This is a genomic window from Rhodococcus rhodochrous (assembly GCF_900187265.1).
Taxonomy (GTDB): domain Bacteria; phylum Actinomycetota; class Actinomycetes; order Mycobacteriales; family Mycobacteriaceae; genus Rhodococcus; species Rhodococcus rhodochrous.
Genome location: NZ_LT906450.1, coordinates 4679965 through 4701153 on the forward strand (window position 1 = coordinate 4679965; position 21189 = coordinate 4701153).

The following is a 21189-nucleotide window of genomic DNA, read 5'->3' on the forward strand; positions in this document are numbered from 1 at the left end:
GGCTGAGACGACAGTGGTCGAACGGGAGACGGGCGACGCCTCTGCGAAGGCGTCGGGACGCCCCCTCCCCCAGTTGACCCTGCAGAACAAGTTCTTCTGGACCTCCGGCGAGGACGGCCGGTTGCGGATCCAGGAATGCGAGTCGTGCTCGGCTCTCATCCATCCGCCGCAACCGGTCTGCCGGTACTGCCGGGAGAAGAAGATGGGTGTGCGCGTGGTCTCCGGATACGCGACACTCATCGGGTTCACCGTCAACCACCGTTTCGGGCTGCCCGGCCTTCCCCCTCCGTTCGTCATCGCGCAGGTCGCACTCGAGGAGGATTCGCGGGTGCGCCTGACCACCAACGTGGTCGAATGCGATGCCGAACAGCTCGAACTCGGCATGCGCATGGAGGTCGTCTTCCATCGGGACGGCGACGTCTGGCTGCCGCTCTTCCGCCCGGCAGCGGAACAGGGCACACCTGCTCCGCTGCCCGTGGACGAGATCGAACCCGAGCAGATCCGCTTCCACATCCGTCCGCCCGCGAGCCCGGACAAGTTCGAGGACAAGGTCGCCATCACCGGTATCGGCATGTCCGACATCGGGCGCCGCCTCATGGTCGATCCCGTCTCCCTCACCGTGCAGGCGTGCGAACGTGCCGTCGCCGACGCCGGACTGACGATGGACGACATCGACGGCCTGTCGACCTATCCCGGTGCCGGCCCGATCATCGGTTTCGGTGAAGGCGGTGTCGCCGCCGTCGAATCCGCTCTCGGACTGCGCCCCACCTGGTTCAACGGCGGCATCGAGACCCCCGGGCCCAGCGGCTCGGTGATCGCCGCGATGCTCGCCGTCGCGAGCGGTCTCGCCCGGCACGTGCTCTGCTACCGCACCCTGTGGGAATCGAGTTACAACGAACTCGTCAAGGCCGGGCAGATCACGCCGCCCGGCGGACGGACCCCCAGCTGGATGGTGCCCTTCGGTGGTGTCTCCGCCGCTCACACCCTCGCCCAGAACGCGCAGCGGCACTTCCACCGCTACGGCACCACCCGCGAGACGCTCGGCTGGATCGCGCTCAACCAACGCGCGAACGCCGCCCTCAATCCCGGCGCGATCTACCGCGACCCACTGACGATGGACGACTACCTGTCGGCGCGACCGGTCACCACGCCGTTCGGCCTGTACGACTGCGACGTGCCCTGCGACGGCGCTGTGGCGGTGATCGTCTCCGCCGTCGACACCGTGAAGGACCTGCCCGGCCCGGCGATCCGCGTGGAGGCCGTCGGCACCCAGGTCGTCGAACGCATCGAGTGGGACCAGAGCACCCTCGCCCACGAACCGCAGGTCCTCGGCCCGGCCGCGCACCTGTGGACCCGCACGTCGCTGCGACCCGAGGACGTCGACGTCGCCCAGCTCTACGACGGCTTCACCTTCAACGCCCTGTCGTGGATCGAGGCACTCGGCTTCTGCGGGATCGGCGAGGCGAAGGACTTCCTCGACGGCGGGAAGAACATCGCACGCGACGGCGTCCTCCCCCTCAACACCCACGGCGGCCAGCTCTCGCACGGACGCACTCACGGCATGGGTCTCGTGCACGAGGCGGTCACGCAGCTGCGCGGCACCGCAGGAGATCGCCAGGTGCGCGACGCCCGCGTGGCCGTGGTCAGCAGTGGCGGACTCACTCCCGGCAGCGCGATGCTGCTGCGGAGCGACTCATGAGCACCGTCCGCGCACAGTCCTCACCGATCGAGGAGGCTCACGTCGGCGGCGCGGGAGACGTCTCACCCGTAGCCCGCGTCGTCGATGTCGAGGGCATCCCGATGTCGGCGCTGGTCGCCGAGGCACCCGAGCCGCGCGCCGTGATCGTGGCACTGCACGGCGGTGCCGCCCGCGCGGCCTACTGGGACTGCCCCGACCATCCCGAACTGTCGATGATGCGCGAGGCCGTGGCGCACGGATTCACTGTGATCGCCCCGGATCGCCCCGGTTACGGCGAGTCGCGGCCGCACCGCGACGAGCTCGGCGACCCCGAACGCCGCGTCGATCTGGCCTACCGCACCGTCGACGCGCTGCTCGGCACAGCACCCCGCGGCGCCGGTCTGTTCCTGTGGGGGCACTCGGTCGGAAGCGAACTGACGACACGCATGGCCGTCGAGAACCGGCACGACGAGGTACTCGGCATCGAGCTCTCCGGCACGGGCCGCGAACACCATGCTCTGGCCGCCGGCATCCTCGGTACGCGCGAGCGGTACGCGAACGCCCGCGGTGTCGGCGAACTGCTGTGGACACCCGCCGAGCTCTACCCACCCGACATCGTCGGTGGCGCCGTGATCGCCGCACGCACTCCCGACTACGAGGCCGACGTGACGGCCGGCTGGCCGACCGTCGACTTCCCCGCCCTCGCCGCGCAGGTCCGCGTGCCCGTGCACTTCACCGCCGCCGAACACGAGAAGGTCTGGCGCAACGATCCGCAGGCGCTCGAGGACGTCGCTGCGCTGTTCACGGCAGCGCCGGGCGTGACCCTGCACCTCCATCCCGGCGGTGGACACAATCTCAGCATCGGTTACGCCGGGCCGGCCTACCACCGGACGGTGTTCGCATTCGTCGACGAGTGCATCGCGCACCAGGAGGTACCGGCCTTATGACGTCCCACCCCCGATCGGAGGCACTGTGATGCGTGTCGGATTCATCGGACTCGGAAGCCAGGGTGGGCCGATGGCCCGCCGGATCGTCGAGTCGGGATACGAGACGACGCTCTGGGCCCGTCGTCCGGAATCCCTTGATCCCTACGCCGATACGGCCGCGAAGTACGCGGAGTCACCCGCCGAGCTCGGTGCGGTCAGCGACCTCGTCTGCCTGTGCGTGGTGAACGACGACGACGTGCGCCAGGTGATCACGGGTGAGAACGGTGTCCTCGAAGGCATGAACGAGGGCGGCATCATCGCGGTACACAGCACGATCCATCCGGACACCTGCCGCGAACTCGCCGCAGCTGCACGCGAACGAGGTGTCTCGCTCGTCGACGCGCCGGTCAGCGGAGGCGGAATGGGGGCCGCCGCAGGCACTCTGCTCGTCATGGTCGGTGGTGAGAGCGACGTCGTGGAGCGGTGCCGGCCGGTGTTCTCCACCTACGGCGATCCGGTGGTGCACCTCGGGGACCTCGGAGCGGGCCTGGTCTCCAAGCTCCTCAACAACCTGTTGTTCACGGCGAACCTGGCGCTCGCCGAGAACACCCTGGCGCTCGGCGCGGAACTCGGCGTCGATCCCGCCCGCCTCGGTGAGGTCGTCTCACACGGTTCGGCGAACAGCTTCGCGCTCGGACGCGTCGTGTCCGCCGGGGGCAGCCTCGCCCGGATAGGCGGCCACGCCGGCGAGTTGCTGAAGAAGGACGTGAGCCTCGTGGCCGGTCTGGCCGCAGCGGCCGGGGCCACGGAGGGCATCACCTTCACCACCGCCGATGCGAGCCTCGAACAGATGGGACACCCGCGATGAGCCGCGTGCACTTCGTCGGCGCCGGACGTATGGGGCTGCCGATGGTCGAGCGTCTGGTCGCCGACGGACACGACGTGCACGTGCTCGCGCGGCGCGACGACGCCCGGGCGGCCGTGGAGAAGACCGGCGCGACCGCGGTCGGTGGCATCACCGCTGTCGGCACCGACGCCGAGCTCGTCGTCGTCTGCGTGTTCACCGACGAGCAGGTACGCCGGGTGTGCCTCGACGACGGCGTGCTGGAGCGTATGCCGAAGGGTTCGACCCTCGTGGTCCACACCACGATCAGCCCGCGCACCGTGGAGACCCTGGCCTCCGCGGCCGAGCCGTTCGGGGTCGCGGTGATCGACGCCGCCGTGAGCGGTGGCCCGCACGACATCGCCGCCGGTGCACTGACGCTGTTTCTCGGCGGAGCGGACGAGGCCGTCGCCGCCGTGACGCCCGTGCTGAAGAGCTACGGCGATCCCGTCCTGCACGTCGGCGCGCCCGGCAGCGGACAGAAGGTGAAGCTGGTCAACAACGCCCTGTTCGCCGCCGAGATCGGGTTGCTCGCCGAAGCCGCCGAGCTCGGCCGGCAACTGGGGGTCGACGAGGCGGCGCTGTTCTCCGCCCTCCCCCACGGCAGTTCGTCGTGCAAGGTCATGGGGAACATCGCGATGCGCGGATCGGTGTCGGAATTCCGCAGTGCCGTGGGTGAATTCCTCACCAAGGACGTGGCGGTGGTGCGGGCCGCCGTGTCGGAGCTCGGAGGAGACCTCGGGGTCCTCGACACGGCCATCGACGCACACACCCGGTAGGCGGTCCGGCGAGGCGTCCCGGGTGGTGGTCCTGCTCCACTGCACGGGACGCCGTCCGCGCCGTCCCCCGGCTCGATCCGCACTGCTCCGATCCGCACTGTTCCGATCGAACGAAAGGTCATGTCGTGGAAGGTCTGAAGGACAAGGTCGTCCTGGTCGCCGGTGCCGCAACGGGTCTCGGCGCCGATTCCGCCCGTCGCCTCGCCCGTGAGGGCGCCCGGGTGGTGGTCGGCGACCTGAACCACGCCGGTGCGCAGAGCACCGCCGCGTCCATCACGGAGACCGGCGGCACGGCCGTCGCGGTCGAGTTCGACATCTCCGACGACGACTCCGTGCGGGCGCTCGTCGCGACGACGGTCGAGACGTACGGCGGGCTCGACGCCGTCCACATCAATGCCGGCGACATGGGTGCCGTCACGAAGGACACCGACGTCGTCGACATCGACCTCGAGATCTGGGACCGCACGGTAGCCGTGAATCTGCGCGGCCACATGCTCGTCACCCGTCACAGCGTCCCGAAGCTGCTCGAACGCGGCGGCGGAGCGATCGTGTACACCTCGTCCATCGCCTCGTTCACCGGCGACCCGCAACGTCCGGCCTATTCGGCGACGAAGGCGGGTATCAATGCGCTCGCACGGCACGTCGCGTCGCGATGGGGCCGGGAGGGGGTCCGGGCCAACGCGGTGACCCCGGGACTGATCCTCACCGACGAGATCCGGAACGGAGCGGCACCGGAACTGCTGGCAGGCATGCTCGCGCGCACGCGCAGCACCCGGCTCGGTGAGGCCGCGGACATCTCGAGCATGGTCGCCTACCTGATGTCCGACGACGGCTCGTGGATCAACGGCCAGGTGGTCAACGTGGACGGCGGCACCGTGCTCCGGTGATAGGTCTCACCGGATGATTCGCCCGATTAATCAACCAGGTTGATAAACCCGGTTGTATATTCGGCCGGGTGGACACGATCGAAGGAACCCTCGCCCAGTCCCTCAGGGAATCCCTGCGGCCGCTGTGGAGACAGCTCAACGCACACAAGACGCTCTCCACGGGCAAACTCGACGTGCTCGTCCACCTCGCCGACCGCGGTCGCGCCACGTCCGCGGAACTCGCGACGGCCGCGAAGATCAGCCCGCAGGCGATCGCCAACGCCGTCCGCGAGATCGAGAGCCTGGGCCTCATCACCCGGACTCCCGACGACCGCGACCGACGTCGGGTGTGGATCGAACTCACCGAGGCCGGCCGGGAACGGCTCGCCCACGAACGCTCGATCGGCAACGCGTGGCTCGAACGGGCGATCGCCGATCAGCTGACCGACGACGAGAGACAACTGCTCGGTGCCGCGATTCCCCTCCTGCGGAAGCTGACGGGCGGTGCGGCCGTTGAGTAAGCGCACCGAACGGTCCCTGCTCCTGCCCGCCCTCGTCTACACGGCGCTGACCAGCGCGATCGTCAGCTCCCTGGGCATGCTGCTCGTGCCCACCATCGCCGAGGAACTGTCGGTGTCCGTCAGCTCCGCACAGTGGATGCTCACGATCAATCTGCTCGTCGGCGCCGTCGCCACCCCGATCATGGGGCGGCTCAGCGACGGCCCGCACAAGAAGCGGCTGCTGTTGGTGTCCCTGGCGACCATCCTGGTGGGATCCGCCCTGGCGGCGTGCGCCCCGAACTTCACCGTCTTCCTCATCGGACGGGCCCTGCAGGGGCTGTCCTACGGCATCGTGCCCGTGACCATCGCCCTCGCCCGCCGATACCTGGCGGAGGACAAGGTGCGTGTGGGTATCTCGAGCCTGTCGGTCACCGTCTCCACCGGTCTCGGAATCGGTTATCCGCTCACCGGCATCCTGGCCAGTGCCGCCGGTTTCCGCGCAGCCTTCGCGTTCGCCGCCGTCTTCCTCGTGACCGCGTCGATCGTGGTGTGGCGCATCGTTCCGAACGGACCGGACGAGCGTGGCCTCCGCAGGAGGTTCGACACCTTCGGCGCCATCCTTCTCGGTGCGGGGCTCGCGGCCCTGCTCGTCGCGGTCAGCGAAGGCTCGAACTGGGGCTGGTCCTCGGCATGGACCCTCTCCTGCTTCCTCGCGGCAGCCGTTCTGCTGGCCGGGTGGGCGTTCGTCGAACTGCGCATCCCGAATCCGCTCGTGAACCTGCGGGTGGTCCGCAACAAGGACGTGCTGCTTGCCAACGGCACCGCCATCGGCCTCGGTGCCGCGATGTACATCGGGTTGTCGGTGAGCAGCCTCATCGCACAGTCGCCGACCTCCACCGGTTACGGCATCGCCCTGCCGCTGTTCTGGGCCGGCTTCGTCATGCTCCCGCTGTCGGTGGGCAGCTTCGGCGCCAACCGTGTCGTGCGTGCACTCGCGCGTCGCATCCGGCTGACGACGCTCCTCCCCCTCGGTGCCGGGGTCATGACGGTCTCGGCCTTCCTGCTGTGGTTCGAACACGACCGACTGTGGGAGATCCTCGTCGGGATGTTCCTGTTCGGCATCGGCATGGGCACGACCTACGCCGCGATGCCCGCACTCATCGCACGCAGCGTGGCCGACACCGAACTCGGCAGCGCCGTCAGCTTCAACCAGGTCCTCCGCACCGTCGGTGGTGCCTTCGGCAGCGCCCTGTCCGGCGCCGTCCTCGCCGCACACATGGGTGCCGACCTGCACCCGACCGATGGTGGCATCACGCTCGCATTCGCCGTCGGGGCGTGCGGCAGCGTGATCGTGTTTGCCGCGCTCGCGGTCAACCACGTCCGGTCCCGTGCCAGAAAGGGTGAGGCACCCTCCTCGAAGGTGCCTCACAACGTGTCGTCCTCCCGCTGACGCGAGCTACTGCCCGCCCAGCGACACCCCGTACACCTGCTCGAGATGGCGCACCACCGCCATCTGGTCCACCCCCGGCTCCAGTGCTTCGACGGCGGCGTTCCACACCTGCCCGATCGCTTCCCCGAGCACGGGGCTGATCCCCTGATCGTGGGCGAGGTCGAGTGCGATCCCGACGTCCTTGCGCATCAACGCCGCCGCGAACCCCGAATCGAACGTGCGCGAGAGCACGAACTTCTCGTACTTCGTCTCGGTCGCCTGGTTGCGGCCGCTGCCGGCGTTGAAGACCGAGAGCAGGGTCGCCGGGTCGAACCCGAACTTCTTCCCAACCAGCAAAGCCTCTGCCGCGACGAGCACGTTGTTCGCCGCGAGGAGATTGTTCAGTGCCTTGGCGGCATGACCCGATCCGACGGGACCGACCCGGATGATCTCGCTGCCCGTCTCCTGCAGCAGCGGCGTCACCCCGTCGACCACGGCGGCGTCGCCACCGGCCATCACGGCGAGGGTGCCCTGTTCGGCGCGCGCGACACCGCCGCTCACGGGAGCGTCGACGACGCGCACGCCCTTCTCCGCTGCGACCTCGGCGAGGCGTTGCGTGCGGGTCGGCACGCTCGAGCCCATGTCGACGATGACCGAACCCGGTCGCAGGTGTTGCAGCAGACCGTCCTCGGACAGCACGACGGAGTCGACGATGTCGCTCGTGGGCAGCATCAGGACGACCACGTCGCAGTCGGCGAAGTCCTCGGTGCCACCGGCACCGACGGCGGTGGGGTGCTCGTCGACGAACCGCTGCTGGGCGGCAGGATCGGCGTCGCGCACGATCAGGCTGCGACCGCCGCGGACGAAGTTCCGGGCGATGGGGCGTCCCATCGCGCCGAGACCGATATGGCCCACGGTCCCGAGAGTCACCTCGCTCATGCGTCCTCCTCCGTCGTCTCGTCGGCCTGCAGCGGGCCGAGTTCGTCGACGAGGACCTGCTGCACGACGCGCATCGCGGCGATGCCCGCGGGGCATCCGACATACGCCGTCGCGTGCACCACCGTCTCGGAGATCTCCTTCCGCGACAATCCGTTCCGGATCCCGGTACGGACGTGGGTGGCGAGTTCGTTGTGCTGACCGAGGGCGATCAGCAGCGAGATCGTCACGAGCGACCGGTCGCGGCGTTCGAGACCGTCCCGGGTCCATACGCCACCCCAGACGAATTCGCTGACGTACTCCTGCAGTCCCTCACCGTCGGTGCCGGCGTTGCGCGACAGCGCGGCGTCGACATACTCGTCGCCGAGGACCTCGCGGCGTACCGCGAGCCCGGAGTCGAGGACCGTTCGGTGTGCCGCCTGCATGGTGTCGTCGAGCGCGACCTGTGTTGTCATCGTTGCCCTTTCACATCCGCGACGAATCGAGCTTGACGGTCACGCATTTGACCTGACCGTAGTGGTGCAGCGCCTCGACGCCCTTCTCGCGTCCGTAGCCACTGTTCTTCCATCCCCCGAAAGGGGTCTGCACGGAGCCGGTGGACCAGGTGTTGACGAACACCTGCCCGGTGCGTAGGCGCCCGCTCACGGCGAGTGCGCGGGAGACGTCGCGGGTCCACACCCCGGCGACGAGTCCGTAGTCGGAGTCGTTCGCGATCTCCACCGCGTCGTCGACGGTGTCGAAGGGGACGACGACGAGTACCGGTCCGAAGATCTCCTCCCGCGCGATCCGCATCGAGTTGTCCACCCCGGTGTAGACGGTGGGCTCGACGAAGAAGCCACCGGTCTCCTCGGCCACGGCGGAGACCTTTCCGCCCGTCTCGAGGCGCACACCCTCCGCCTCGGCGATCCCGAAGTACTGCTGCACCTTCTCGAACTGGGCCCGGGTGATGATCGGACCGATGTCGACGCCGACGCGCAGTTCCGACACGCGGTCGACCACGCGGCGGACGACTTCGTCGTGCACCTCCCGCTGCACGAGCAGTCGCGTCCCAGCCGAGCACACCTGTCCGGCGTTGGCGGTGAACGCCTGCACCGCGCCGGCCACGGCGGCATCGAGATCCGCATCGGCGAACACGATGTTCGCCGACTTGCCCCCGAGCTCGAGGGTGACGGGCACGATCCGGTCGGCGGCGATCCCGCCGATGACCCGTCCCGTCGGCACGGATCCGGTGAACGCCACCTTGGCCACGTCGGGATGGTGGACGAGAGCGGCACCGGCCTCCCCACCGGTGCCCAGCACGACGCCGAGGACGCCGGGTGGGAAGCCCACCGCACTCGCGAGTTCCGCGAGGCGCACGCTCGATGCCGAAGTGTTCTCGGACGGCTTGAGCACCACGGTGTTCCCCGCCGCGAGCGCCGGTGCGCACGCCCGCGCCGACTGGTTGAGCGGCAGGTTCCACGGAGTGACCACGCCGATCACCCCGTAGGGCTCCCGCACCGTGTAGACGTGCTGGTCGGGAGCGATGTCGAGGGTCTCCCCCACGGGCATACCCACGAGACCGCCGTAGAACTCGAAGTAGGTCGCCGAGTTCTCCACCTCGGCCAGCGCGACCTTCTCGGGTTTCCCGGTCTCGCTGACCTCGAGTGCGGCGAGCCTCGGTGCGTCGGCCCGGATCGCGCGTGCGAGGTCGACGAGCAGACGGCCGCGGTCGAGTGCGGGGATCCGCAACCACTGCGGTCCGGCCGCGGAGGCGGCGCGCACGGCCGCACCGACGTCGATGGCATTGCCTCGGGCGATACGCCGGACGGGACGTCCGGTCGCGGGATCGCTGACGTCGAGGTAGTCGCCGCCGGACGGTGCCGTCGACGCCCCGTCGATCCAATGATCGAGTGTCTCCACGATGTCACCTCCCGCCGGTGCTCTGGAGAGCACCGGCCATCGACGGCAGAGCGTCCGGTTCGAACATGGCCCGCCGTTGGCTCAGGAAATCGTGCGGATATCCGGCCGAGATCGCCGAGGCCTCCTCCAGCCGCGCGAGCTGGTCGTCGCTCAACTGCAGGGACAACGCTCCGAGATTGTCGCGGAGCTGTTCGGCCGTGCGGGCACCGACCGACAGCAGCAGTCCCTGTCGACGCACCCAGGCGAGAGCCACCCGGGCGCTGGACGTGCCGAGTTCGTCGGCGATCTCCCGCGTCACCTTCACGATGCGTTGCATCCGGAGGGTGAGGGCGGCCAGGGATTCGTCCGTGTGGTCGCGGGCCAGTGCACCCCGCGCGAGCGGACTCCACGCATACACCGGGAGTCCGAGATGCTCTGCCATCGGCAGCAGTTCGCGCTCGGGTGTACGGGCCAGGAGGGAGTACTCGACCTGCAATGCACAGAACGACGTCCAGCCACGCAGCTCGGCGATGGCGTTCGACCGGGAGATCACCCACGCCGGGGTGTTGGAGATCCCGATCGCAAGCACCGTGCCCGCCCGGACGAGATCGTCGAGCGCACGCAGAGTTTCGGCTTCCGGTGTGCAGCGGTCCCACGCGTGGACCCAGAGCACGTCGAGATAGTCGGTGCCGAGCCGTCGCAGGCTCGTCTCCACACTCCGGCGCAGACTCTTCCGGTTGCTGCCACCGGAGTTGGCGTCGCGCGGGTCGGTAGGGAGCGTGTACTTGGTGCTCACCACCATCGCGTCGCGTTCGGAGGCGATGAACCGGCCGAGCATCTCCTCGCTCGCCCCGTTCGTGTAGTTGTTCGCGGTGTCGACGAAGTTGCCTCCGGCCGCGCGGTATTCGTCGTAGACCGCGCGGGATTCGGTCTCGTCGGCACCGAAGCCCCATTCGGTGCCGAAGGTCATTGCACCGAGGCACAATTCGCTCACGCGGATACCGGACGAGCCGAGCACGCGTTGCCCCATGATTCCGTCAGGCATCGTCGTCCACCACCCAGTTGACGAAGCGGTGCAGCGGGTACATGCCGTCGTGCGGGCTGCCCATGCTGCCCTTCAGCGCGCTGCCCAGTCGGACGATGCGCTGCACGCCGGCGGTGGCGAGCCGGTCGCGGATCTCCGCCTTGCGGTGGAACGGGTAGACACCGACGGTCTGGGTGGCCACGGTGGCGTAGGAGGCGGCCTCGTCGAGCGTCGAGATCGGCAGGACGTTGACGGTCTTGTTGGTCGGGTGGAAGTCGACCATCTCCGGCGAGCGCACCACGAGGCCGCTGCCGTCGGGCTTGCCCCACACCTTGTAATCCGGTTCGAGGAAGCGCATTCCCTCGACGGCGTCGCGGATCTCGGCGTCGGGCTTCGGTCCGACGGCCTCGGCGAAGTCGCGGTCCACGCCGAGTCGTTCGTGCAACAGGGCACAGAACCGGTCGATCCGGTCGTCGTCGCCCTCGACGCAGATGTGCCGCGCCGCCAGGCACGCGTCCTGGTTGAAGATCGTCGCATCGAGGGCCGCCAGTTCGGCGACCTCGCGCAGGGCCTCCTCGGATTCGAAGGCCTCGCGGCCGACGATCGACATCGACACCTTGGGATCGAAGGAGATCAGCTGGAAACCCGGTCCGGCATAGCGCGCGGCGTTCTCGATGGCCGAGCCACCACCCCACGCGACGAGCTTGTCGAAGTACTGGGAGCGGTAGAGGATGTTCTCGACCTTCTCGTCGCCGCCGCGCCAGTACACGGCGGACATCGACCGCAGTACCGGATGGCCGGGGGCGATGTCGGCCATGGTGCGCAGCACCGCCACGGTGGTGAACGGGTCGGCCGAGGGCATCTTGAACAGGTTGACGCCCTTGGTGAGTGCGGCGTCGGCGATGGTCGTCATCGCGGCGCTCGGCGAGTTCCCGGCCATCATGTGGACCAGGCGCGGCGGGAAGGCGCGGACGCGGCTGACGTTGCCGTTCGGGTCGGTGCGCTCGGCCCAGCCGTCGAGCACGTCGAGGCCGCCGAAGGTGCGTTCGAGCCGGTATTCGAGGGCCTGCCGGGTGAGGAACTGACCGGGCCGGGCGAAGGTGTTCTCGATGATGCGGCGCGGCAGGGCGCTCACCTGGACGGTCATCTCGAGGGATTCCTGGAGGTATTCGTTCTTCTCCAGGGTCAGGTACTGCGCGGTCTCGACGAGGAAGTCGATGATCTCGGAGATCGGCACGTCGAATGCCGGCCCGACCTCCGAGCGCGGCGCGAACAGACCGTTGTATTCGAGTTTCGGGGTGACGAAGGGGACGCCGAGGTCGCGGGAGAGATATTCGCTGTCCTCACCCCAGACGATCTCGCCGCGGACGAAGTGCGGGACCTTGATGCGGGTACGGGCCGGTGCGGTGGTGGTCATGGCTCACTCTCCCGAGAGTCCGCGGACGTAGGCGTCCATCGTTCCGGCACAGGTGATCTTGTCGTCGTCGCCGAGGTCGGAGTAGCGGACGATGTTCGGCAGCACGGTCTCGCCGGGCCGGCCGCACGGGCACGTTCCGAGGTCGACGGTGATCCGGTCGCCGGAGATCGTTCCGCCCCACCGGCCGTCGACGGTGGTGTCGACGAAGGCCGCGCGTCCCTCGACGATGGTGCCTTCGGGTTCGGAGAGGGCGCTTCCGTCCTTGGTGAGGACGAACAGCACGATCTCGTCCGGCACGTGGTAGCGGCCCTCCTCGGGGCACTTGAACATGCGGTTGTTGAGTTCCTGCATCGAGTAGTAGTGCAGGAAGCGCTCCGGCACGATGTTGAGGAGCCGGTAGATCTGTTCCTGGTAGTCGGCGGGAAGGTTCGTGCCCTTCAGTCCGCCGCCGCTGGTGAGCGCGTTGTTGCCGGTGATGTCGCCGTCGCGGACGCCCTTCTCCCGCAGGATCTCGCAGAGCCGGAACAGTTGCGGGAACTGGGAACTGAAGAGGATGTCCTCGGACCTGTGCGCGATGATCTCGTCGGCGAAGTGGTGCAGTCGCCGATCCTGCTGGGCGGCGCGCTCGGCGGATTCGGCCTCGAAGCGTGCGATGTCGTCGGGGGCGGCGGTGCCGTCGGCCATCGCCCGGCGCATGGCCGACAACTTGGCCATGTAGCGGTGGAAGCCCTCGGCGGGCGCCCCCTCGAACAGCGGAAGGGCGTCCGGGCGGGAGAACTCGCGGATGATCAGGTCGCGGACACCGTTGTGCTGCGTCTGGCCGGTCTCGGGGCCGACCGGGATGACGTGCCAGCGCTTCTCCGGCGGCAGTCCGAGCGCGGTGAAGCAGTCGAGCAGATTCTGCTTGTTGACCTCGAGGTCGCGCTGGGACTTGTTGAGGAAGGAGCCCTTGCCGCTGGTCCCGCTCGAACTCGACACCATGTGGCCGGCCCTCTCGAGGGCGGCGATCCAGTCGTCGACGTCGGCGACCCCGGAGACGTCGACGTCGTCGACCGGGCGGCTCGAAAGGGAACCGAGCCAGCGGTTCATCTGCTCCCACCGGCCCTTGGCGATGAGCATGTCGGGATAGCTCTTGTAGGTGGTGTGGGGGAAGAGCAGAGGGATCATGTCCTCGCGTGAGCGGATCTCCTCGATGCCCTGGTCGGCGGCGCGCTGCGCGAGCACGGGGACCCGGTCGCGCCGCTCTTGGAAGTACGCGTTCAGCGTCGCGACGACGTCTTTCTGCAGGGTTGTTTCTGTCATCTGGGTGTCCTCCGGCCCTCTGGATGCGGAACGTCGATAACTTGACTGAGCGGTATAGATAAAGAATTGCTGCAACCATACCCACGGGGAAAGTTTTGTGTCCAGGCCCGAAACGATTTGGCACACTTCCCTCATGACCCCGATCCGCAGCGAGCAGGACACACGACGCCGTGGTGGACGCCCCACCAGGGAGGAAGCGAGCCGGCTCGACGACGCGGTACGCGAGTCCGCCCTCCGGCTGTTCCTCGAGAACGGTTACGAAGGCACGACGATGAACGCCATCGCCGCGGCGGCCGGCACCACGAAACCGTCTCTCTATGCGCGTTTCCCGACCAAGGAGGACGTCTTCCGGTACGTCCTCGGCTGGGCCATGCAGCGCACCGACTGGCCCGCACCCGAACCGGAGATCCCCGACTACGACGATCTCGGGGACTCACTGACCGCCATCGCGGAGGCCGCCGTCCGGCGCGCCCTGGACCCGTCGATGATCAAGCTCCAGCAGGTCGCCATCGCCTACGCCTCGCGCTATCCGGACATCGCCCGCAAGGCCCTCGGCCCCGGTTACTGGCCGCGCAGGAAACAGGTCGCGGATCTGCTCCGCCGGCACGCCGCGACGGGGAGCATCGTCGCCGACGACCCCGACACGCTCGCCGAGTTGTTCCTGGCCATGGCATCGGGTGGTCCCGCGCGCCTGGCCTCGTTCGGGATCGTGCGCGGGGCCGAGGACGTCGACGCCCACGTGCGGGCCGTCGTGGACCTGTTCCTGCGCGGCCTACGGCCGAACTGACGCGCGATCCGCCCCAGAGGTGAGCGAGGCGACCACACCGCCGTCGACGAGCACGTCGGTGCCGTTGACGAAGCTCGCCTCGTCGGACAACAGGAATGTGACGACGGCGGCGAGTTCCTCGGCACGGCCCGTGCGGCCGAGCGGCGTCGCTCGCACCATCTCGCCCATCGACTCGTTGTGGTCCGCTTCCTGCCGGCCCTGAGGAGTGTCGATGATGCCCGGAGACACGGAGCATGCGCGCGCCCCGACTGCTCCGAGCCGCACGGCTTCGTCGCGCGCGAACTGCTGCACACCGTATTTCGCCCATGCATAGGCGACGCCGGGATGTTCGATCGCCTCCCCCACGACCTCCCGGAGACGGTCGAGGAAGTCCTCGGCGAGCGGATCCGCGAGCACGGCGATCTCTTCCGGTGACGGCTGCATCCGCCCGATGTTCGGTGCCATCGAGGCGAAGTAGACCGACGCGGTGCCTGCGGTCGCGAGTGGACGGAGCGCCCGGGCGAGCCGTGCGGTCCCGACCAGGTCGACGGCGAAGATCCGTCGCCAGTCGGCCATGGTCGGCGAGATACCCGCCGCATGGGCGACCGATCGCAGCGTCCCGAGTTCCGTCACGCGCGCAGCCAGTCGTTCGAGTCCGTCGACGTCGGTGACGTCGAGGACGATCGGTTCGACCCGTGTCCGATCACCGTTCAACTCGTCGGCGGTGGCGCGGACGGTGTCGGCGTCCAGGTCGACGAGCAGCACGGTGTCGACCGTGCCGATCATGCGTTGCGCGCACGCGTATCCCATTCCGCGACCGGCTCCGGTCGCGATCCCCACCGTGGTCATGACATGCAGTCCTCTCGGGTCATCAGGATGTGGCCCAGCACCGCGACAGTCCGGATTCGGCGGTGCGGGTGACGAGTTCGACGAGCACGCCCCGTCGACTGCGGGCGAATGCGAAGAACATACCGCCGCCGGGCAGCGCGCGGGTGGCCTCGACGACGAATCCTTCCTTCTCGAGAAGACGGCAGTCCGACTCGACGTCGTCCGACCAGTAGCCGAGGTGGTGGATACCGGAGGTCGCGGCCCACAGGGGTGCCTCGGGCACGGCCGAGACGATCTCGATCCGCGGTTCGGTGACCGAATAGGAGCACTGCAGATCGACACTCCGGTCGCCGTCCGGCAGCGTCACGTCGACGGCTCCGCCCACCTGTGGTCCCCACTGGTAGCCGAGCAGCGTCGAGAGTTCGTCCCGGGCGCCGCGTGGGTCGTCGGTGACGACCCCGAGGTGGAAGAGGTCTTCGGCCTTCATGTCTGCGCCTTTCGGATGTAGATGTTCCAATTGCTCTTCGGTCGTGTAAGAATGAGATTCTTGGTATCGAGATAGATATTCTCACCGATGGAAGGGAGGCGCAATGGCCTGGGACTTCGAGACCGAGCCCGAGTACCAGAAGAAGCTGGACTGGGCCGATGCGTTCGTGCGCGAGGAGGTCGAACCTCTCGACCTCGTGTGGGAACACGAACAGTTCGTCCCTCTCGACGGACTCCGCCGCAAGGCCATCGACCCTCTCAAGGAGAAGGTTCGCGCAGAAGGTCTGTGGGCCACTCATCTCGGCCCCGAACTCGGCGGTCAGGGATACGGACAGCTCAAGCTCGCACTGCTCAACGAGATCCTCGGGCGCTCGTCGTGGGCACCGATCGTGTTCGGTTGCCAGGCACCCGATACCGGCAACGCCGAGATCATCGCCCATTTCGGCACCCCCGAGCAGAAGGAGCGCTACCTGCAGCCGCTGCTCGACGGCGAGGTGTTCTCCTCGTACTCGATGACCGAACCGCAGGGCGGTGCCGATCCCGCCCAGTTCCGGTGCCGCGCGGTCAAGGACGGCGACCACTGGGTCATCAACGGGTGGAAGTTCTTCTCCTCCAACGCCCGCACCGCCGAGTTCCTCATCGTCATGGTTGTGACGGATCCCGACGTCCCCGTGTACAAGGGCACGTCGATGTTCCTCGTCCCCACCGACACCCCGGGCGTGAACATCGTGCGCAACGTCGGCCTCTACGGCGAACCGCTGAACGAGGGCACCCACGCGCTGATCCACTACGACAACGTGCGTGTGCCCGCCGACGCGCTCCTCGGCGAGGAGGGCCAGGCGTTCGCGGCCGCGCAGGTGCGACTCGGTGGCGGTCGCATCCACCATGCGATGCGCACCATCGGCCTGGCCCAGAAGGCCCTGGACATGATGTGCGAGCGTGCCCTCAGTCGCGAGACGGCCGGCAGCCGCCTCTCCGACAAGCAGGCCGTGCAGGGCTACATCGCCGACTCCTACGCGCAGCTCGCACAGTTCCGCCTGTTCGTGCTCAACACCGCGTGGAAGATCGACAAGTACAACGACTACAAGAAGGTCCGCAAGGACATCGCGACAGCGAAGATCATCATGCCCACCGTGCTCCACGACATCGCGTGGCGCGCCATGCAGGTGCACGGTGCACTGGGTGTCACCAACGAGATGCCGTTCTTCAAGATGATCCACGGCGCAGCAGTGATGGGCCTGGCCGACGGGCCGACCGAAGTACACAAGACCACCGTCGCCAAGCAGGTCCTCCGCGACTACAGCCCGGTCGACGACATGTGGCCCTCGGAGTGGATCCCGAAGAAGCAGGAAGAAGCCCGGAAGAAGTACGCCGACTACATCGAACTCGAAGTGGGGAACCTGTGATCGACACCGAGCGTCTCGCCGAATGGATGGACGAGCAGGGCCTGCCCGGCAAGGGCGCGCCGCTCGACGCGAAGTATCTCTCCGGCGGTACACAGAACGAGATCTACAAGCTCACGCGCGACGACTTCACGTGCGTCATCCGCATCCCTCCGGCCGGTGCACCGGCCGACCGCGACAGCGGGATCATGCGCGAGTGGCGGATCATCCAGGGACTGGCCGGAACCGACGTCCCGCACACGAAAGCCGTTGCCGCATGTGAGGACACGTCCGTCCTCGGACGCTCCTTCTACCTCATGGGACACGTCGACGGATGGTCGCCGATGGACCACCGCGGCACCTGGCCCGCACCGTTCGACACCGATCTCGACGCTCGCGCCGGCCTGGCCTACCAGCTCGCCGAGGGCATCGCCCTGCTGTCGAAGGTGGACTGGAAGGCACAGGGCCTGGAGGATCTGGGACGTCCCGACGGTTTCCACGACCGGCAGGTGAGCCGGTGGACCCGCTTCTTCGAACGGATCAAGGCCCGCGAGATCGAGGGCATGGACGTCGCGACGAAGTGGCTCGAGACCCATCGTCCGCTCGACTACATCCCGGGTCTGATGCACGGCGACTACCAGTTCGCCAACGTGATGTTCGAGCACGGCGCCCCCGCGAAGCTCGCGGCGCTCGTCGACTGGGAGATGGGTACCGTCGGCGACCCGAAGCTCGATCTCGGCTGGATGCTCATGAACTGGCCCGAGGACACGAGCGCGAACGAGGACAGTGCGGTCAGCTACGTCGACCTGACCGGGATGCCCGGTCGCGCGCAGATGCTCGCGCACTACGCCGAGGTCTCCGGCCGCCAGGTCGACGACATCGACTACTACCTGATCCTCGCCAAGTGGAAGCTCGCCATCGTCCTCGAACAGGGATTCCAGCGGGCCGGGGACGATCCCAAGCTGCAGTCGTACGGACCGGTCATCACCAGTCTCATGAAGTCGGCCGCCGATCTCGCCGAGTCGACGGACTACAAGGGCTGAAGGGGTCTGCGATGACGACTGTCGTGGAAGGGCTGGTGGAGGAACGGCACGGACCGGTGCTCGTCCTCCGCATCGACCGCCCCGAGGCGCGTAATGCCCTCAACGGAGCCGTGCTCCGCGGAATCGGCGCTGCGGCCCTTCGGGCGGAGGCGGATCCGGAGATCCGGACGATCGTGCTCACCGGCACGGGCGACCGGGCGTTCTGTGCGGGCATGGACCTGCGTGCGTTCGCGGAAGGCGAGGACATCGGCACGGACTCCGACGAGGCCGCCGGATACGCCCGGCTGTCCAAGGGCGAACTCACCGTCCCGGTCGTCGGCGCCGCCAACGGCAGCGCTGTGGGCGGCGGGCTCGAACTCCTCCTCGGCGCCGACATCATCGTGGCGTCCTCCGAGGCGAAGTTCGGCCTGCCCGAGGTGAAGCGGGGACTCTTCCCCGCCGGTGGCGGCACCGCCATCGGCACCCGCATCCCCGTCGGGGCGGCACTCGAGCTGACCCTGACGGGGGATCCGATCACGGCGCAGCGCGGCTACGAACTCGGGCTGATCAATGCCGTGGTGACGCCCGATCAGGTCCTGGACACCGCGCTCGACTACGCCCGGCGGATCGCGGCGAACGCCCCGCTCGGCCTGTCCGCGGTGAAGGAACTCGTCCGGCTCGCGCAGGCCGATCCCGAGCGCGCCGGCGAGCGACTCTCCCACTGGCAGTCGGTCGTCTTCACCAGCAACGACGCGAAGGAAGGCGCCACCGCGTTCATGGAGAAGCGGGCGCCGGTCTGGCAGGGACGGTGACCGCCCCGGCAGAACCGGTGGACACCGTTCGCGCCGTCGTCTGCACCGAATACGGGGAACCCGAATCCCTTCGGATGGAGTCGCGGCCGTCGTCCCCGCTCGCGCCCGGTCACGTCCGGGTGCGCGTGGGGGCGGCCGCAGTGAACTTCCCCGACGTCCTCCTCGTGGCGAACAGGTACCAGATCAGCGTGCCGCCACCCTTCGTTCCGGGCAGCGAGTACGCGGGCACCGTCGTCGAGGTCACGGACGACGCGGACGGATTCTCGGTGGGCGATCGGGTCACCGGTACCGGGCTGGTCGGAGCGTTCGCCGACGAGGTGGTTGCTCCCACGAAGGCCTTGAAGAAGACCCCCGACGGGATCGACGACCGGACCGCCGCATCCTTCGGAGTGGCGCACCGAACGGCCTATCACACGCTCCGGTCGGTGGCGCGCCTGCAGCCAGGAGAACGACTCGTCGTCCTCGGGGCCGGCGGGGGTGTCGGTCTAGCGGCCGTGCAACTCGGTGTGGCGCTGGGCGCTTCGGTCACCGCCGTCGCCTCGTCGGTCGACAAACTCGCGGTCGCGTCGTCCTACGGCGCCGCGCACACGATCGATCACCGCACGAGCGATCTGCGTTCGGCCCTGAAGGACGCGCTGCCGGAGGGAGCCGACGTCGTCGTCGATCCTGTCGGCGGCGAACTCTCGGAGCCGGCGCTCCGGTCGCTCGCCCGCGGTGGACGTTTCGTCACCATCGGGTACGCGTCCGGGTCGATCCCCCGGATCCCTCTGAATCTCGTTCTGGTCAAGGGCATCCGGATCATGGGCTTCCAGTTCCAGGATCTCGATCCGGAGGAGTACCGGCGGAACGAGTCCGAACTCGTGGACCTGCTCGTCTCGGGCACGGCGGTTCCGCACATCGGCGCGGACTATCCACTGGAGAACGCCGCGCGGGCGCTTCGTCACGTCGCCGACGGACGAGCGGTCGGGAAGGTCGTCCTCGACATGTCCCGCTGATCGTCCTCGCGCGACGAACCGATCCTTGCGCGCCCTACACGCCGGGCGAACCCCGATTCGGCGCGCAAGGATCGACCAGCGCAGCAATTCTCTTCCGGCACTACGACTGTGGCCCGGCCTCCGAGCAAGGAGGCCGGGCCACAGTCGTCGTGGTGCTCAGGCCATGGAGACGAGGTTGCCGCGCATACGGAGCGTGTCGGCACCTCCGGTGAGGAACGATTCGGTGGCAGCGACCGCGGTCGCCGGTGCCGCGGCAGCGGCGAGGGCATGCGACTTGAAGACCTGGGCCGCGCGACTCAGGCGGTGCTGCAGCGGCACGATGCGCGAGTCGAGTTCGGAGGGAACGTTCTCGCCCCACAGCGCGATCGTGGTGGGGTTCTCCGCCAGGGCCTCGAGGACACCGCTGCGGATCCGCTCGTCGGAGGCGTAGAGATCGGCGGCGATGGCGACGGTGTCGGGCATGGGACCGTAGGTCGCGGAGCTCAGGGCCGACTCGAGGTCGACGGCCTTGGTCGCACCGAGGATCTCGAACGGACGCAGATCGGAACTCTGCGGAACGACGACCACCACTTCCCAGCCTGCCGCAACCTGGTCGTACAGCCAACCGCCGGTATACCGGACGGCGTCTGCGACCTTGGGCGCAACGACGGCGACCCGTCGTCTCAGGATGTGGCGGCGGGCATGAGCTGTTGCTCGAGCGACTGTATGTAGTCCTCGAATATTGCGGTCAGTGGGAGCGAACGATCGAGCAGCCATGAGGTTTCCATTCCATTCAGGAAAGCGACGATCTCCACCGCTTTGACGGCTGGGTCCACATCCGTTCGATATCGCCCGGCGTGTTGTCCACGCCGGATGCCGGCTTCGACCGCGTCGAGAGCCGCTTGATACCGCCCGAGTAGGCGATCGTGCAGAGGGGCATCCGGTTCCAGGTTCTCGATGAGAAGCACCGCATACATTCCGACCAGTTCGGGCGACTCCTCGAAACGCTTCGGGAGTTTCCTGAGCTGTTCGACGAGATCTCCCGTCCGATCCACACGAGCGTTGTCGTCGTTGTCGCGGGCGTCGAGCACCGCGTGCAACAACTGGTCCTTCGACTCGAAGTGATGCAACAACCCGGCCGGGGTCAATCCTGCTTCCCGGGCGATCTGGGCGAGGCTCGTGCTCCGCCACCCGTTCCGCGCCAGAAACCGCTGGGCAACGCTGAGAATCAGCTCCCGGCGATCCTCACCTCTGGCGAGGAGAGTGTCGTATGCACGTTGGGACAACATCCCTCACTTCGC

Annotated in this window: 22 protein-coding genes; 12 read left to right on the plus strand and 10 right to left on the minus strand. The window is 68.1% G+C overall.

All coding sequences use genetic code 11. From position 1 onward, the window contains the following. Positions 1-13: 13 nt before the first annotated feature. The 7 genes from CKW34_RS21325 (at position 14) to CKW34_RS21355 (ending at position 7082) form a co-directional block, all read left to right on the plus strand. Positions 14-1699 carry a thiolase C-terminal domain-containing protein gene (locus tag CKW34_RS21325; protein ID WP_059384057.1) on the plus strand — a complete coding sequence of 562 codons (1686 nt, stop codon included), beginning with the start codon at positions 14-16 and terminating at the stop codon, positions 1697-1699. Further along, positions 1696-2625: an alpha/beta hydrolase gene (locus tag CKW34_RS21330; RefSeq protein ID WP_059384056.1), complete on the plus strand. Its 930-nt coding sequence runs from the start codon at positions 1696-1698 to the stop codon at positions 2623-2625. The genes CKW34_RS21325 and CKW34_RS21330 overlap by 4 nt, the downstream gene beginning before the upstream one ends. A 28-nt stretch (positions 2626-2653) precedes the next feature. Further along, positions 2654-3472: an NAD(P)-dependent oxidoreductase gene (locus CKW34_RS21335; protein WP_059384055.1), complete on the plus strand. Its 819-nt coding sequence runs from the start codon at positions 2654-2656 to the stop codon at positions 3470-3472. Further along, a complete protein-coding gene (locus CKW34_RS21340; protein ID WP_059384054.1) occupies positions 3469-4266 on the plus strand; it encodes an NAD(P)-dependent oxidoreductase in 798 nt (265 codons plus the stop codon). The genes CKW34_RS21335 and CKW34_RS21340 overlap by 4 nt, the downstream gene beginning before the upstream one ends. A 125-nt stretch (positions 4267-4391) precedes the next feature. Next, complete coding sequence (locus CKW34_RS21345; protein ID WP_059384053.1) at positions 4392-5153, plus strand: SDR family NAD(P)-dependent oxidoreductase; 762 nt, start codon at positions 4392-4394, stop codon at positions 5151-5153. Positions 5154-5221: 68 nt separating this feature from the next. Continuing rightward, complete coding sequence (locus CKW34_RS21350) at positions 5222-5653, plus strand: MarR family winged helix-turn-helix transcriptional regulator (RefSeq protein WP_016692307.1); 432 nt, start codon at positions 5222-5224, stop codon at positions 5651-5653. Continuing rightward, entirely contained in the window at positions 5637-7082 is a 1446-nt protein-coding gene (locus CKW34_RS21355) for an MFS transporter (RefSeq protein ID WP_059384052.1), read from the plus strand. Before CKW34_RS21350 ends, CKW34_RS21355 begins: the two co-directional genes overlap by 17 nt. Positions 7083-7088: 6 nt before the next feature. On the opposite strand, the gene CKW34_RS21360 is transcribed toward CKW34_RS21355, so the two are convergent. Genes CKW34_RS21360 through CKW34_RS21385 form a run of 6 tightly spaced genes read right to left on the minus strand, consistent with a single transcriptional unit; the run spans position 7089 to position 13618 of the window. Continuing rightward, positions 7089-8000: an NAD(P)-dependent oxidoreductase gene (locus tag CKW34_RS21360; RefSeq protein WP_059384051.1), complete on the minus strand. Its 912-nt coding sequence runs from the start codon at positions 7998-8000 to the stop codon at positions 7089-7091. Continuing rightward, entirely contained in the window at positions 7997-8452 is a 456-nt protein-coding gene (locus tag CKW34_RS24510) for a carboxymuconolactone decarboxylase family protein (RefSeq protein ID WP_080968388.1), read from the minus strand. The genes CKW34_RS21360 and CKW34_RS24510 overlap by 4 nt, the downstream gene beginning before the upstream one ends. Before the next feature lie 10 nt (positions 8453-8462). Beyond that, a complete protein-coding gene (locus tag CKW34_RS21370) occupies positions 8463-9899 on the minus strand; it encodes an aldehyde dehydrogenase family protein (protein WP_370670872.1) in 1437 nt (478 codons plus the stop codon). A gap of 1 nt (position 9900) precedes the next feature. Then, positions 9901-10920, minus strand: a complete 1020-nt coding sequence (locus tag CKW34_RS21375; protein WP_059384050.1) for an aldo/keto reductase — start codon at positions 10918-10920, stop codon at positions 9901-9903. Continuing rightward, positions 10913-12316: an acyl-CoA reductase gene (locus CKW34_RS21380; RefSeq protein ID WP_059384049.1), complete on the minus strand. Its 1404-nt coding sequence runs from the start codon at positions 12314-12316 to the stop codon at positions 10913-10915. Before CKW34_RS21380 ends, CKW34_RS21375 begins: the two co-directional genes overlap by 8 nt. Before the next feature lie 3 nt (positions 12317-12319). Continuing rightward, positions 12320-13618, minus strand: a complete 1299-nt coding sequence (locus CKW34_RS21385; RefSeq protein ID WP_059384048.1) for a hypothetical protein — start codon at positions 13616-13618, stop codon at positions 12320-12322. A 133-nt stretch (positions 13619-13751) separates the two neighbouring features. On the opposite strand from CKW34_RS21385, the gene CKW34_RS21390 reads away from it, so the two are divergent. Then, positions 13752-14405: a TetR/AcrR family transcriptional regulator gene (locus CKW34_RS21390; protein ID WP_059384047.1), complete on the plus strand. Its 654-nt coding sequence runs from the start codon at positions 13752-13754 to the stop codon at positions 14403-14405. On the opposite strand, the gene CKW34_RS21395 is transcribed toward CKW34_RS21390, so the two are convergent. Further along, on the minus strand, positions 14391-15233 hold the full coding sequence (locus CKW34_RS21395) for an SDR family oxidoreductase (protein ID WP_059384046.1): 843 nt from the start codon (positions 15231-15233) through the stop codon (positions 14391-14393). The genes CKW34_RS21390 and CKW34_RS21395 overlap by 15 nt on opposite strands. Positions 15234-15255: 22 nt before the next feature. Beyond that, positions 15256-15699 carry a VOC family protein gene (locus tag CKW34_RS21400; protein ID WP_059384045.1) on the minus strand — a complete coding sequence of 148 codons (444 nt, stop codon included), beginning with the start codon at positions 15697-15699 and terminating at the stop codon, positions 15256-15258. 103 nt (positions 15700-15802) lie between these two features. Between CKW34_RS21400 and CKW34_RS21405 the strand changes: the two genes are divergently transcribed. The 4 genes from CKW34_RS21405 to CKW34_RS21420 are packed head-to-tail and all read left to right on the plus strand — an operon-like array spanning position 15803 to position 19909. Beyond that, positions 15803-17104 (plus strand): acyl-CoA dehydrogenase family protein, encoded by a 1302-nt coding sequence (locus CKW34_RS21405; RefSeq protein WP_059384044.1) that lies wholly within the window; start codon positions 15803-15805, stop codon positions 17102-17104. Further along, positions 17101-18123, plus strand: a complete 1023-nt coding sequence (locus CKW34_RS21410; RefSeq protein WP_229579655.1) for a phosphotransferase family protein — start codon at positions 17101-17103, stop codon at positions 18121-18123. Before CKW34_RS21405 ends, CKW34_RS21410 begins: the two co-directional genes overlap by 4 nt. Before the next feature lie 11 nt (positions 18124-18134). Then, complete coding sequence (locus tag CKW34_RS21415) at positions 18135-18914, plus strand: enoyl-CoA hydratase-related protein (protein WP_059384043.1); 780 nt, start codon at positions 18135-18137, stop codon at positions 18912-18914. Beyond that, positions 18911-19909: an NADPH:quinone oxidoreductase family protein gene (locus CKW34_RS21420; protein WP_080968386.1), complete on the plus strand. Its 999-nt coding sequence runs from the start codon at positions 18911-18913 to the stop codon at positions 19907-19909. The genes CKW34_RS21415 and CKW34_RS21420 overlap by 4 nt, the downstream gene beginning before the upstream one ends. A gap of 156 nt (positions 19910-20065) precedes the next feature. On the opposite strand, the gene CKW34_RS21425 is transcribed toward CKW34_RS21420, so the two are convergent. Together CKW34_RS21425 and CKW34_RS21430 are read right to left on the minus strand one after the other, a co-directional pair. After that, the gene (locus CKW34_RS21425; RefSeq protein ID WP_306303681.1) at positions 20066-20476 is read right to left on the minus strand and encodes a hypothetical protein; all 411 of its coding nucleotides are present in this window, start codon (positions 20474-20476) and stop codon (positions 20066-20068) included. 95 nt (positions 20477-20571) lie between these two features. Next, positions 20572-21177, minus strand: a complete 606-nt coding sequence (locus CKW34_RS21430; RefSeq protein ID WP_059384042.1) for a TetR/AcrR family transcriptional regulator — start codon at positions 21175-21177, stop codon at positions 20572-20574. Positions 21178-21189: the final 12 nt, after the last annotated feature.

Bases quoted from the DNA above. Each gene is read 5' to 3' on its own strand.
- CKW34_RS21330 (WP_059384056.1), top strand. From the start codon at position 1,696: ATGAGCACCGTCCGCGCACAGTCCTCACCGATCGAGGAGGCTCACGTC.
- CKW34_RS21335 (WP_059384055.1), top strand. From the start codon at position 2,654: ATGCGTGTCGGATTCATCGGACTCGGAAGCCAGGGTGGGCCGATGGCC.
- CKW34_RS21340 (WP_059384054.1), top strand. From the start codon at position 3,469: ATGAGCCGCGTGCACTTCGTCGGCGCCGGACGTATGGGGCTGCCGATG.
- CKW34_RS21360 (WP_059384051.1), bottom strand. From the start codon at position 8,000: ATGAGCGAGGTGACTCTCGGGACCGTGGGCCATATCGGTCTCGGCGCG.
- CKW34_RS24510 (WP_080968388.1), bottom strand. From the start codon at position 8,452: ATGACAACACAGGTCGCGCTCGACGACACCATGCAGGCGGCACACCGA.
- CKW34_RS21375 (WP_059384050.1), bottom strand. From the start codon at position 10,920: ATGCCTGACGGAATCATGGGGCAACGCGTGCTCGGCTCGTCCGGTATC.
- CKW34_RS21380 (WP_059384049.1), bottom strand. From the start codon at position 12,316: ATGACCACCACCGCACCGGCCCGTACCCGCATCAAGGTCCCGCACTTC.
- CKW34_RS21385 (WP_059384048.1), bottom strand. From the start codon at position 13,618: ATGACAGAAACAACCCTGCAGAAAGACGTCGTCGCGACGCTGAACGCG.
- CKW34_RS21390 (WP_059384047.1), top strand. From the start codon at position 13,752: ATGACCCCGATCCGCAGCGAGCAGGACACACGACGCCGTGGTGGACGC.
- CKW34_RS21395 (WP_059384046.1), bottom strand. From the start codon at position 15,233: ATGACCACGGTGGGGATCGCGACCGGAGCCGGTCGCGGAATGGGATAC.
- CKW34_RS21400 (WP_059384045.1), bottom strand. From the start codon at position 15,699: ATGAAGGCCGAAGACCTCTTCCACCTCGGGGTCGTCACCGACGACCCA.
- CKW34_RS21405 (WP_059384044.1), top strand. From the start codon at position 15,803: ATGGCCTGGGACTTCGAGACCGAGCCCGAGTACCAGAAGAAGCTGGAC.
- CKW34_RS21415 (WP_059384043.1), top strand. From the start codon at position 18,135: ATGACGACTGTCGTGGAAGGGCTGGTGGAGGAACGGCACGGACCGGTG.
- CKW34_RS21430 (WP_059384042.1), bottom strand. From the start codon at position 21,177: ATGTTGTCCCAACGTGCATACGACACTCTCCTCGCCAGAGGTGAGGAT.